This is a genomic window from Nocardia sp. NPDC050718, from assembly GCF_040654235.1.
Classification (GTDB): domain Bacteria; phylum Actinomycetota; class Actinomycetes; order Mycobacteriales; family Mycobacteriaceae; genus Nocardia.
Genome location: NZ_JBFAHQ010000003.1, coordinates 49,618 through 61,221 on the forward strand (window position 1 = coordinate 49,618; position 11,604 = coordinate 61,221).

Genomic DNA, 11,604 nt, shown 5'->3' on the forward strand with positions numbered 1-11,604 from the left:
CCCCCGCTTGTGACCGCAATCTCACCCAGTGTAGGGGACTATCACAAGCCGTGGGGCGAGTCCATTGTTGCGAATGGTACGAAAGTCCTGTTTGCGCAAGGGTTTCCCGAGGTAGACCGATCAGACCGGTTCTACCCGCACCGGCACCCCGTTGAACACCGCGGTGCCGGAGATCACGTCGACCACCGAATCATCGGTCAGCACATTGGCGTTCACGCCCGCGTGCGCGCTGGCCACCGATTGGGTGGTGCTCGCGCCGTGTCCCCAGCCGTGCGGCAAACTCACGACGCCGGACATGATCGTCGGCGTCTGCTCGACCTGGACGGTCAGCGAGCCCGCCGCCGAGCTGATCGCGGCCTGCTCGCCGAGGCCGAGCCTGGTCGCGTCGTCGGGGTGGATCTGCAGGGTGCAGCGGTTCGATCCGCCGACCAGGCCGGCGATGTTGTGCATCCAGCTGTTGTTGGAGCGCAGCTGCCTGCGCCCGATCAGCACCATCTCCGGCGCGCGCGCCGTCAGCCCGGCCCGCAGCCGCGGCACATCGTCGAGCAGCTGTCGCGGCGCCAGGTCGACGCGGCCGGATGCCGTACGTAGGACACCGGGCAGGCGCGGCCGCAGCGGGCCGAGGTCGAGGCCGTGCGGGTTGTCGAGCAGGGTGCGCAGGCTCAGCTCGCCGCCGTTCCAGGCGCCGTAGGGGCCGAGCTTGAGCATCAGGTCGATGCGCTGTTCGGTGGTGTCGACGCCCTCCAGTTCGTCGCGCCGGTCGCTCATCCCCGCCTTGTGCAGCATGCCCGCGATGACGAGTTCGTCGACGACGGCGATCGGGCTCGCCGCGCCGGTGCCGTCGTGCGGCTGCCCGCTGACGGCGGCGGCCAGCCGGGCGATGACCGCCGATTCGGACGGGCGCCCGTCGAGCGGGACGAGCGGCGGCGAGTAGCGCGCGTAGTTGCGCACCGCGAACTGCAGCAGCGCGAAGTCGTAGTGCGGCGACTGCACCGAGCGCGGCGGCGGCAGGATCACCGTCGCGTGCCGGGTCGTCTCGTTCACGTACCTGTCCACGCTGACCATGAAGTCGAGCCCGGCCAGCCCCCGGTCCAGCCGGGCGCCGCTCGGGGCGGACAGCACCGGGTTGCCCGCGACCGTGACCAGGGCCCTGATCTGTCCCTGACCCGGCGTTTCGATCTCGTCGGCGAGGGTGGCGACGGGCAGTTCGCCCATCGTCTCGGGCAGCCCGCGCACCCGGCTGGTCCAGCGGCCGGGGCGGAACGGCTTGCTGCGCGCGATGCCGCCCGCGGCGGCGGTGGCGAACATGGCGCCGCCGGGGGCGTCGAGATTGCCGGTGAGCGCGTTGAGCGCGTCGACCAGCCACTGGGTGAGGGTGCCGAACTCGGCGGTGCAGGTGCCGATCCTGGCGTAGACGGCGGCGGTCGGCGCGGCGGCGAGGTCGCGGGCCAGCGCGCGGATGGTGTCGGCGGGGATGCCGGTGCGCTCGACCACCGCGTCCGGGCCGAACTCCGCGGCCGCGGCGCGCAGTTCGTCGAGGCCGTCGACCTCGATCCGCAGGTCGACCAGGTTCTCGGCGAACAGCGTGTGGATCACCGCGAAGAGCAGGTACGCGTCGGCGCCGGGCCGGATGAACAGGTGTTCGTCGGCGAGGTCGGCGGTCCTGGTCGCCCTCGGGTCGACGACGACCAGCTTGCCGCCGCGCGCCCGCAGCGCCTTCAACCGGCCGGGGAAGTCCGGCGCGGTGCATAGCGAGCCGTTGGATTCGAGCGGGTTCGCGCCGAGCATCAGCAGGAAGTCGGTGCGGTCCAGGTCGGGGACCGGCACCGTCAGCGGGTCGCCGAACATGAGGCCTGCGGCGACCTGCTTGGGCATCTGATCGGCGGTGCTGGCGGTGTAGATGTGGCGGGTGCTCAGCGCGCGGATCAGCGCGGGCAGATACAGCGCCCCCGCGACGGTGTGCGCGTTGGGATTGCCCAGGTAGATCCCGGTCGCGCCGCTGCCGTGCGCGGCGTTCACCGCGGCGAACCCGGTCGCGATCAGGTCGAAGGCCTCGTCCCAGCTCGCGGGGCGGAACGCGTCGCCGTCGCGGATGAGCGGGGTGGTGACGAGGTCGGGGTCGTCGTCGAGCTTGCCGAAGCTGGCGCCCTTCGGGCAGAGGAAGCCCTTGCTGAACGGGTCGTCGCGGTCGCCGCGGACCGAGAGCACCCGGTCGGCCTCGTCGAGGGTGATGGTCAGGCCGCAGACGGCCTCACACAGCGGACAGGTGCGCAGCAGCGTTCGCGGAGCCATGACTCCATCCTTACGCCGTCCGGTGCGCCCGGGTCCGGAAACGCCGAAAACCCGCTACCGCGACGTCGGGGAGGCGTCGCGGTAGCGGGTCTGCGGTGCTTTGCTGCCTCAGCTGGCCAGGGTCAGCGCGGACGTGGTGGTCAGCGTGGCGCGCTTGCGGGTCGCGGCGGCGCGCACGGCGGCACCGAGGGCGACGACCGGCGGCACCCAGCGGGCCTCGGACGGGGCGACGCCCCAGGCGGCGGAGCCGGCGGCGAGCTGGGTCGGGGGCAGCGGGATGCTGGCACCGTCGGTGTGCACGACGACACCGGCCTCGCGCATGGCCTCGATCGCCATGGCGGCCTTGCGGATGCCGGTGACCAGGTGGATCTCGCGACGCTCCTGGCCCGGGATCTCGATCACGGGGCCGGACAGGTTGTTGGCGCGCAGGAAGCGGCGGACCTCGCCCGCCATCTCACCGGTGACCTCGATGGCCGAGATGTCATCGTCGGTGATCAAGCACAGGCCGTTGGCCGTTTCGGCAACCGTCCAGCCCCGCGCGGCGTACTCCTGCGCGGCGGCACCCTTCTCGGTGCCCGTGGTGGTGGTCGGAAACGTCGTGCGCACTGTGTTCTCCATTCCCCGAAGAGCTCTGTTCCTGCGTTCATGGGTCGTATCGGCCGGGGGTGGCAGTCTCGTTACGCCGTTGCCGAAAAATATTCGAGAGTGTCTGCTTCGTCTCAGTTCGCACACCTTCGCTATCGGCGAAGGGATGCGAACCGGCTTGGCGTGCGGCCCGAAAACGGGCAGGATTTCGACCATGACCGACGCACCGGGCACCACCTCGTCTCCCGGCGAGGAACCCGAGGAGTTCGAAGCCGAATCACGGTGGCTCTCTTGGAAAGAGACCGACGTGAAGCGCGCGGGGGCGCGGCAGGCGCCGACCGCCGACGGCGGCGAATTTCCGGACGATTCGGACATGCCGCGCGACGCGGGCTTCGACGACCCGTTCCGGAGCACCGGATCCGCCAAGCAATGGGCCGCCGAAGTCCTGCGCTCGCTGCTCGATGTCCAGTTCCGCAGGCCCGCGACCAGGACCTTGCTGCCGCTGGCCTACATCCTCGGCGTCGTCTCCTTCGGTATCGGCGTCCCGGTGGCCCTCACCGTGCTGATGTGGAAGGCCTCGGTGCTGCTCGGCATCCTCGCCGCGCTGGTCGCCGTCCCGCTGGGGCTGACCATCGCGGCCTCGGTGCGCCTGATGCTCGAGTTCGCCGACAACGCGGCCCGGCTGGCCGGGCGGGTCGAGCACATCAGTGACCTGGCCGACGGACTGTTCCAGGCGCTCTCCGATGTCGCCGAGCCGGTGAACCAGCTCTCCGAGGATGTCCGCGCCGTGCAGTTCTGGCGGTTCCGCAAGAAGAAGTAGCCCCGAAGTATGTGGTGCGCGTTGTCCGATTCATTGTGAAACAATCCGTACGCAGATCCGACGCCTATTGTCGGCTGCGTAGGGCGGTCTCCGAAAGAGATGGGGGAGACCGGATTTGGATACAGGGGGGCAGTATGGCTTCACCACAGGGCGTCACCGGTTCGACGATGCCGCGCAGGCAGCTGGGCAGGCACTTACGTGACCTGCGCAATCAGGCGCGGATGACGACCAGGACCGCGGCGGCGCAACTCGAGTGGTCGGAAGCGAAGATCTGGCGGATCGAGACGGGGCAGACGTCGTTGCGCAGCCTCGACGTCGAGGCCATGTGCAAGGTGTACGGCGCGCCGGCCGAGCTCGTCGAGCCGCTGGCCGCGCTGGCTCGCGAAACCAAGGCACGGGGTTGGTGGACGAGCTACGGCGATGTGATCCCGGAGGGCTTCGAGGTCTACATCGGCCTCGAGGAAGCCGCGACCGGCCTGTCGATCTACGAGGACGGCCTGGTCCCGGCGCTGCTGCAGACCGAGGACTACACCAGGGCGCTGCTCGAGCAGACCGTTCCCGGCCTGACCGAGGAGGAGCTGGAGCGCAGGCTGCGCGTCCGCGCTGCCCGGCAGGCGCTGATCACCCGCGCGCAGGCGCCGCTGCGGCTCCAGGTCGTGCTCGCCGAAGCGGTGCTGACCAGGCGCATCGGTGACGACCGGGTGCTCGCTGGCCAGCGCGCGTGGTTGCGCGAGCTGGCCGAGCTGGACTCGGTGCGAATCCAGGTGGTCCCCGGCGATACCGGGTACCACGCGGGGCTGGAGTCGGGCCGGTTCGTGATCCTCGACTTCGGCATCGACGGTTCGCTGGACCGGCCGGAGCCGCCGGTGGTCTTCGTGGAGACCTTCGCCGGCTCGGCCTACCTGGACAAGCCGAACGACTACGACCGCTATCGCGGCGCGTTCACCGACATCAGCGCGGCGGCGTCCGGCGCGCTGTAACTCACCAGGAGTCGGCGAGCACCGAACGGTGCGTGGGCAGGGCACGGTCGTAGACCGCCCTGCCCTTTTCCGTGAGCCGGACGAAGATGGCGCGGCGGTCCTCGGCGCACATGGTGCGCTCGACCAGGCCGTCGCGTTCCAGTCTGGCCACCGCGCGCGAGAGCGCGCTCTGACTCAGGTAGATGTCACCGGCCAGCTCGGTCATCCGGTACTTCTGACAGTCCGCGTCGACCAGTCGATCGAGGGTCTCGAACTCGCTGAGTCCGATGCGGTGTTCGTGCTGAAGCGCCTTCTCCAGTGCGCAACTCACGGCGGCGTGCCGTCCGAGCAGTTCGCGCCACTGGCCGACCAGCTCGGTGGGCGCTCCATTGCGCCGAGCTGATGCTGTGGCCGGGTTCGACATGGCCCCATCTTAGTGGTCCCGACATCTCCATGCAACCGCATTTAATGTGTTGGCATTTAATGCGTACGCATGTAATGTCCCTCGCATGACTTCGCCAGCAACGCTCTCGGCCGCAGATCAGGCGACCGATCCGACCAGATGGTCCGCCCGGCTCTGGGGCATGCTGATCACCCTGTGCATCGTCCTGTTCCTCGACGGTCTCGACGTTTCGATGATCGGCGTGGCGCTGCCGTCCATCGGCGCCGAGCTCGATCTGTCCACCTCCACCCTGCAGTGGCTCGTCAGCGGCTACGTCCTCGGTTACGGCGGCCTGCTGCTGCTCGGCGGCCGCACGGCCGACCTGCTCGGGCGCCGCAAGGTCTTCCTCATCGCCCTGGCGGTGTTCGCGATCGCCTCCCTGATCGGTGGCCTGGTCAGCGATCCGACGCTGCTGATCGTCACCCGCTTCATCAAGGGCCTGGCCGCCGCGTTCACCGCGCCCACCGGCCTGTCGATCATCACCACGACCTTCGCCGAAGGAAAGGCGCGCAACAAGGCGCTGTCCATCTACACCGTGTTCGGCGCGGGCGGCTACTCGATGGGCCTGCTGTTCGGCGGCCTGATGACCGGCGTCGGCTGGCGCTGGACCTTCCTGCTCCCGGTCCCGATCGCCCTGGCCGCGCTGGTCGCCGCCTTCGTGCTGGTGCCCAAGGACGGTAAGGCCGAGGAGGGCGGACACGATCTGCTCGGCGCGCTGCTGTCCACCGCGGGCATGCTGCTGCTGGTCTACACCGTGGTCACCGCGCCGGAGGTCGGCTGGGCCTCGGTCCGCACGCTGGGCTCGTTCCTCGCCGTCATCGCCCTGTTCGCCGCGTTCGTGATCACCGAGCAGCGGGTGAAGCACCCGCTGGTGCGGCTGGGCATCCTGCGCAAGGTGTCGCTGGTGCGGGCCAGCCTGGCCATCATCGCGGTCGCCGGCTCGTACTTCAGCTGGCAGTTCATCGTCACCCTGTACCTGCAGGACTCGCTGGACTGGTCCGCGCTGAAGCTGGCGATGGCACTGCTGCCGGTCGGCATCCTGGTCGTCGGGTCGGCGTTCTTCTCGGAGAAGCTGATCGACCGCTTCGGCACCGGGCCGGTCATCGCCGTCACCATGTCCGTGATGGCCGTTGGCTACCTGCTGTTCCTGCGGGTCGACACCGCGCCGGACTACCTGACCGTGCTGCTGCCCGCCATCCTGCTGATCGGCATCGGCTGGGTCGGCTTCCCGGCGATCAACGTGCAGGCCACCAGCGGTATCGACGACGACGAGCAGGGTCTGGCGGCCGGTGTGCTGCAGACCTCCATGCAGGTCGGCGCGGCGATCGTGCTCGCGGTGACCACCGCGATCGTCACCTCCGGCGCGCACGGCGCGGGCGCGACGCCGCAGCAGATGCTCGACACCTACCGGCCGGGCCTCGAGTTCGCCGCGGGCGTCACCATCGTCGGCGCGCTGGTCGCCCTGACGGTCTTCCTGCCGCGTCGCCGGTCGTCGGTCGTCGACGCGCCCGCCGCCGAGGAGAAGCTGCTCGAGCCGGTCGCCTGACCGCACAACGCCGAACGGCCCCACCTTTTCCCAGGTGGGGCCGTTCGACGTTTCACGTGGATCAGGAAAAAGGCGGAGCCACTTCGTCTTTGGCGGAGCGGATATAGGTGAGCGGGGTGCCGTCGCGGCCCTCGGTCGGCCAGTCGATGCCGAGGCGGGCGTCGAAGGCGTCCATGTCCCGGTCGAATTCGGGGGTGTACTCGAGCGAGCACAGGTAGGTGACCGTCGAGCGGTCCTCCAGCGAGAGGATGGCGTGGCCGAGGCCCTCGGACAGGAACACCGAGCGGCGGTGCACGTCGTCGAGCAGGACGCTGTCCCAGCGGCCGTAGGTCGGCGAGCCGGGCCGCAGGTCGACCACCACGTCCAGGAACGCGCCGCGCACGCAGGTCACGTACTTGGCCTGCCCGGGCGGGTCCTCGGTGTAGTGGATGCCGCGCAGCACGCCCGCCGCCGAGACCGAGGTGTTCACCTGGTGCAGTTCGAACGGACGGCCGGTGGCCTTCTCGAACTCCGAGGCCTTGAACGACTCACAGAACATCCCGCGGTCGTCGCCGAGCAGGCGGGGCGTCACCTCCCACGCGCCGGGGATGGCCAGTTCACGGATCTGCATGCCTGTAGTTACCAGTCTTTCCCGCGGTCGATCAGATCGAGCAGATAGCGGCCGTAGCCGGAGCGCACCATCGGTTCGGCCAGCTCGCACAGCTGGTCGTCGCCGATCAGCCCGCGTCGCCAGGCGACCTCCTCGGGCACGCCGATCTTGAGGCCCTGCCGTTCCTCGATCGTGCGCACGTAGTTGGCGGCGTCGAGCAGCGAGTCGAAGGTGCCGGTGTCGAGCCAGGCGGTGCCGCGGGCGAGCACGTCGACGCTGAGCTTGCCCTGCTCCAGGTAGGCGCGGTTGATATCGGTGATCTCGTACTCGCCGCGCGCCGACGGCCGCAGCTCGCGGGCGATCTGCACCACGTCGTTGTCGTAGAAGTAGAGGCCGGGGATCGCGTAGTTCGAGCGCGGCTTCTTCGGCTTCTCCTCGATGGAGACCGCGCGGCCCTGCTCGAACTCCACCACGCCGTAGGCGGTCGGGTCCTTGACCCAGTAGGCGAACACCGCGCCGCCGTCGATGTCGTGGAAGCGTTCCAGGCTGGCGCCGAGGCCGGGGCCGTGGAAGATGTTGTCGCCGAGCACCAGGGCCGCGGGCTCGCTGCCGATGTGGTCGGCACCCAGCACGAACGCGCGCGCGAGTCCGTCGGGTTCGGGCTGGACCACGTAGCTGATGGCGACGCCGAACTGACTGCCGTCACCGAGCAGCCGGGCGAACGCGTCGGCGTCCTCCGGCGTGGTGATCACCAGAATGTCGTCGATCCCTGCCAACATGAGGGTGGACAACGGGTAGTAGACCATGGGCTTGTCGTAGACCGGGACGAGCTGCTTGCTCACCCCGCGCGTGATGGGGTGCAGCCGCGAACCGGTGCCGCCCGCCAGGATGATTCCGCGCATGGGGGAAGTGTGCCAGCTCTCCTCGCCGCGGAGTCGGGGAGGTTCCGACACGTCGACGAATTGGTCACGAACGTTTCGTATCCGGGTGTGTCGGGCGATAACTGGGACAGGCAAGGCGCTTATCTGATTATGTGAGCGTCGATGTGTGAAACATCACTATGTTAGATGTCAGCGTGGACATCCGTACCGGGCCAGCCTGGTGGGGGGTGACGCGCCAGCTGTGAGGTAGGTGCGCGATGGGATCGTCGAAGATCGCCGGGCCGGGTGTGGTGGGCGGGATCGCCGCCGCTGTCGTGGGGAAGAAGCCGGCGCGGGGGCCCGAACAGGGCATCATCGTCAATTCCGGGCGAACGAGTACCTCGTCGCGCGTGCTGATGGGCGCGTGCGTCGGCGTCATCGGGCCGCTGCTGCGGACCGTGCCGATCAACCGGGCGACCATCCCGATCGGCGCCGTCGCCGTCGACCTGCTGTCGCGGCTGCGGCCGGAACCGCACGGCATCGAGCGCGAGCAGATCCAGCTGGACGGCTTCCGGATGGAGATGGTCCGGCCCGCGGGCGGATCGCGCGCGCTGCGCCACGGCGCGGTGCTGTACATGCACGGCGGCGGTTTCGCCGTCGGCGGCCTGGAGTCGCACCGGGCGATCGTCGCCGGGATCGCGCGGCGGACCGGGCTGGCCGTGCTCAATGTCGAATACCGGCAGCTGCCCGGTCGCGCGATCACCGAGTCGATCGACGACTGCGTGCTCGCCTACCGTTGGCTGCTGCGCCACGGCGCCGACCCGGCCAAGATCGTCTTCGCGGGCGACTCCGCCGGTGGCTTCCTCACCTTCGCCACCGCGCTGCGCTCCAGGGAAATCGGCCTGCCGCTGCCCGCGGCGCTGGTCGGGCTGAGCCCGCTGCTCGATCTCGACTACCGGGCCAAGGAGGGATACGTCAACGTCACGCGTGACGCCTACATCCCGCTGTCGGGTCTGGAGGCCGTCGTCCGGCTGGGCGCGGAGGCCACCGGTCCGCTCGACCCGGCGCTGTCCCCGGTCAACGCCGAGCTCACCGGGATGCCGCCGGTGCTGCTCATCGCCGCCGAGGACGAGCTGCTGCGCTACGACTGCGAGCTGATGGCCCACCGGCTGACCGCCGCGGGCGTGCCGGTCATCCTCGAGCTGTGGCGCGGCCAGGTGCACGCCTTCATGAGCATCCTGCCGAGCATGCCGGAGAGCCGTTCGGCGCTCGGCCGGGTCGCCAAGTTCGTGCGGGTGGCGCTGGAGCCCGCGCAGCGGGCTCGCACGGCCTGAGTACGGCTCGGACGGTCTTGACCACGGTCGGCCGGCCGAGCCTCCCGGGAAACGAAACAAGGGGCCCCGGTTCGGATTTCTCCGAACCGGGGCCCCTTGCTGATGGGGTGCTGGCCGAATTACTTGGCCGGCGAGGGAGCCGGGGTGGGAACCGGCTGGGTGATGGTGATGAAGTACTGGATCGCGGCACCGATCGCGAACGGGGCAGTCACGAAGATCTGGCCCAGGATGACGCCCAAGGCGCCGATCGTGGTCGCGCCGACGACGCAGCCACCGATACCGCCGGGGACGGCACCGAAGATCGCGCCCAGGACGCCACCGGCGACCAGGCCGGCGCCGGCGCCGGCGATGCAACCGAGGGCTGCGCCGCCGAGGCCACCGACCAGGGTGCCGATGGTGGCGCCCATGGAGATGGTGGAGGTCATGCGGCTCCAGGCGGCCTGCTCGCGCTCGTACTCGTTCTTCCAGGGAGCCTGGTTCTCGAACGGCAGGGCGACGGGCTTGTAGACGGCCTGAGCCGGGTCCAGCTGCGGAGCCAGGACGGCCTTGTTGCCCGAGATTTCGGCCGCGATCGGGAACTCGAACTCGTCGAGGCGGAAGGACAGCGGGCTACCGGCGACGGTGGTGCCGTTGGCGGCCTTGATCTTGAAGATGCCGTCCTCGACGACGAGCGAGCCCGCATCGGTGGTGATGACGGCCTTCTCGTCGACGACCTCGGCGGAGTAGTTGATCGGAGCGGCCTCTTCGACCGGCGCGGCGTTGACGGTGCCGGCGGTGACGCCCATGGCAGCGATCAGCAGCGCCGAGGTGGCGGCGAATTTCCTCATCAGCATTTTGTGGAACCTCGATGTTGGAGCGTTCGGAGGGGACCCGCTGATCAAAATCCCTCGCAGCTAACGAGCGGTGAACCCGGTGTGACCGTCTATTCAAATTCCGTTCACCGTTGATACCCCAGTACCAGTGCGCTGCTCGAAACCTGAGCGATGACCGGGGTTTTTCTCAGGAAACCAGACCCGAAGTCGTAACCTGGCGCGCTCCACAGTGATGGACGTCACAGTGAATATATCTGGGACGTCACAGGTCGGACGCTGTACAGCATCGCATTCCGGCCCACCTCCTGTCCTGAAGAGCGCCGGCGAGCACGTATCGTTGGCCGGGTGCGAGTGCTCGTAACCGGCGGGGCCGGGTTCATCGGTGCGAATTTCGTCCAGCAGACCGTGGCCACGCGCCCGGATGTGCACGTGACCGTCCTCGACGCCCTCACCTACGCGGGTAACCGCGCGTCGCTGGATTCGGTCGCCGACCGGATCGAATTCGTGCACGGCGACATCGCCGATCTGGACCTGGTCGACAATCTGGTCAGCGGCGTCGACGCGGTCGTGCATTTCGCGGCCGAATCGCACAACGACAACTCGCTGGCCGAGCCGTGGCCGTTCGTGCAGACCAATATCGTCGGCACCTACTCGCTGCTGCAGGCCGTGCGCAGGCACGACGTGCGCTACCACCACGTCTCCACCGACGAGGTGTACGGCGATCTCACCCCGGACGACCCGGCCTTCACCGAATCCACCGCCTACAACCCGTCGAGCCCGTATTCGGCGACGAAAGCGGGCAGCGATCTGCTGGTCCGCGCCTGGACCCGCTCGTTCGGTGTCCGCGCGACCCTGTCGAACTGCTCCAACAATTACGGGCCGTATCAGCACGTCGAGAAATTCATCCCGCGCCAGATCACCAATCTGATCGACGGCGTGCGGCCCCGGCTCTACGGCGCCGGTCACCAGGTGCGCGATTGGATCCACGTCGACGACCACAATCGCGCGGTCTGGGACATTCTCGACCGCGGCCGGACCGGGCAGACCTACCTCATCGGCGCCGACGGCGAACTCGACAATCTCAGCGTCGTCCAGCTCATCCTGCGGGCCTTCGATCGCGAACCCACCGACTTCGACCACGTGACCGATCGCCCCGGCCACGACCAGCGCTACGCCATCGACGCGAGCCTGCTGCGCGAGGAACTGGGCTGGTCACCGCGGTACGCGGACTTCCGGGCCGGGCTCGCCGACACCATCGCCTGGTACCGCGAGAACGAGGACTGGTGGCGGCCCAAGAAGGCCGCCACCGAAAGCGCCTACGCGGCGGCGGGCGAAAAGACGCTCTGAGTCCGCGCCGTCGTCCGG

At 69.0% G+C, this 11,604-nt stretch carries 11 protein-coding genes; 5 read left to right on the forward strand and 6 right to left on the reverse strand.

Annotated elements, in window-relative coordinates:
- Positions 1-120: 120 nt before the first annotated feature.
- Both AB0H54_RS14580 and AB0H54_RS14585 read right to left on the reverse strand, forming a co-directional pair.
- Positions 121-2,292, reverse strand: a complete 2,172-nt coding sequence (locus AB0H54_RS14580) for a molybdopterin-dependent oxidoreductase (RefSeq protein ID WP_357345815.1) — start codon at positions 2,290-2,292, stop codon at positions 121-123.
- Positions 2,293-2,400: 108 nt separating this feature from the next.
- Positions 2,401-2,898 carry a hypothetical protein gene (locus AB0H54_RS14585; RefSeq protein ID WP_357345817.1) on the reverse strand — a complete coding sequence of 166 codons (498 nt, stop codon included), beginning with the start codon at positions 2,896-2,898 and terminating at the stop codon, positions 2,401-2,403.
- Between the two features lie 193 nt (positions 2,899-3,091).
- Between AB0H54_RS14585 and AB0H54_RS14590 the strand changes: the two genes are divergently transcribed.
- Positions 3,092-3,697, forward strand: coding sequence for a DUF4282 domain-containing protein (locus AB0H54_RS14590; RefSeq protein WP_357345819.1), 606 nt, complete (start codon positions 3,092-3,094; stop codon positions 3,695-3,697).
- Positions 3,698-3,831: 134 nt separating this feature from the next.
- Complete coding sequence (locus AB0H54_RS14595) at positions 3,832-4,677, forward strand: helix-turn-helix transcriptional regulator (RefSeq protein ID WP_357345821.1); 846 nt, start codon at positions 3,832-3,834, stop codon at positions 4,675-4,677.
- A gap of 1 nt (position 4,678) precedes the next feature.
- Here AB0H54_RS14595 and AB0H54_RS14600 read toward each other — a convergent pair whose 3' ends face one another.
- The gene (locus AB0H54_RS14600; protein WP_355284772.1) at positions 4,679-5,080 is read right to left on the reverse strand and encodes a MarR family transcriptional regulator; all 402 of its coding nucleotides are present in this window, start codon (positions 5,078-5,080) and stop codon (positions 4,679-4,681) included.
- Positions 5,081-5,165: 85 nt separating this feature from the next.
- Here AB0H54_RS14600 and AB0H54_RS14605 point away from each other — a divergent pair, with 85 nt between their 5' ends.
- The gene (locus AB0H54_RS14605) at positions 5,166-6,644 is read left to right on the forward strand and encodes an MFS transporter (RefSeq protein ID WP_357345823.1); all 1,479 of its coding nucleotides are present in this window, start codon (positions 5,166-5,168) and stop codon (positions 6,642-6,644) included.
- A 61-nt stretch (positions 6,645-6,705) separates the two neighbouring features.
- On the opposite strand, the gene rfbC is transcribed toward AB0H54_RS14605, so the two are convergent.
- Together rfbC and rfbA are read right to left on the reverse strand one after the other, a co-directional pair.
- Entirely contained in the window at positions 6,706-7,254 is a 549-nt protein-coding gene (gene rfbC, locus AB0H54_RS14610) for a dTDP-4-dehydrorhamnose 3,5-epimerase (RefSeq protein ID WP_357345825.1), read from the reverse strand.
- An 8-nt stretch (positions 7,255-7,262) separates the two neighbouring features.
- Positions 7,263-8,135, reverse strand: coding sequence for a glucose-1-phosphate thymidylyltransferase RfbA (gene rfbA / locus AB0H54_RS14615; protein WP_355284764.1), 873 nt, complete (start codon positions 8,133-8,135; stop codon positions 7,263-7,265).
- Positions 8,136-8,371: 236 nt separating this feature from the next.
- Here rfbA and AB0H54_RS14620 point away from each other — a divergent pair, with 236 nt between their 5' ends.
- Positions 8,372-9,427 carry an alpha/beta hydrolase gene (locus AB0H54_RS14620; RefSeq protein WP_357345827.1) on the forward strand — a complete coding sequence of 352 codons (1,056 nt, stop codon included), beginning with the start codon at positions 8,372-8,374 and terminating at the stop codon, positions 9,425-9,427.
- A gap of 119 nt (positions 9,428-9,546) precedes the next feature.
- Here the strand turns inward: AB0H54_RS14620 and AB0H54_RS14625 are convergent, their stop codons facing one another.
- The gene (locus AB0H54_RS14625; RefSeq protein ID WP_357345829.1) at positions 9,547-10,260 is read right to left on the reverse strand and encodes a hypothetical protein; all 714 of its coding nucleotides are present in this window, start codon (positions 10,258-10,260) and stop codon (positions 9,547-9,549) included.
- A 324-nt stretch (positions 10,261-10,584) separates the two neighbouring features.
- Here AB0H54_RS14625 and rfbB point away from each other — a divergent pair, with 324 nt between their 5' ends.
- A complete protein-coding gene (gene rfbB, locus AB0H54_RS14630) occupies positions 10,585-11,586 on the forward strand; it encodes a dTDP-glucose 4,6-dehydratase (protein ID WP_357345831.1) in 1,002 nt (333 codons plus the stop codon).
- The last annotated feature ends 18 nt before the right edge of the window (positions 11,587-11,604 follow it).

Bases quoted from the DNA above. Each gene is read 5' to 3' on its own strand.
- AB0H54_RS14625 (WP_357345829.1), bottom strand. From the start codon at position 10,260: ATGCTGATGAGGAAATTCGCCGCCACCTCGGCGCTGCTGATCGCTGCC.
- AB0H54_RS14580 (WP_357345815.1), bottom strand. From the start codon at position 2,292: ATGGCTCCGCGAACGCTGCTGCGCACCTGTCCGCTGTGTGAGGCCGTC.
- AB0H54_RS14600 (WP_355284772.1), bottom strand. From the start codon at position 5,080: ATGTCGAACCCGGCCACAGCATCAGCTCGGCGCAATGGAGCGCCCACC.
- AB0H54_RS14595 (WP_357345821.1), top strand. From the start codon at position 3,832: ATGGCTTCACCACAGGGCGTCACCGGTTCGACGATGCCGCGCAGGCAG.
- rfbC (WP_357345825.1), bottom strand. From the start codon at position 7,254: ATGCAGATCCGTGAACTGGCCATCCCCGGCGCGTGGGAGGTGACGCCC.
- AB0H54_RS14620 (WP_357345827.1), top strand. From the start codon at position 8,372: ATGGGATCGTCGAAGATCGCCGGGCCGGGTGTGGTGGGCGGGATCGCC.
- AB0H54_RS14605 (WP_357345823.1), top strand. From the start codon at position 5,166: ATGACTTCGCCAGCAACGCTCTCGGCCGCAGATCAGGCGACCGATCCG.
- AB0H54_RS14590 (WP_357345819.1), top strand. From the start codon at position 3,092: ATGACCGACGCACCGGGCACCACCTCGTCTCCCGGCGAGGAACCCGAG.
- rfbA (WP_355284764.1), bottom strand. From the start codon at position 8,135: ATGCGCGGAATCATCCTGGCGGGCGGCACCGGTTCGCGGCTGCACCCC.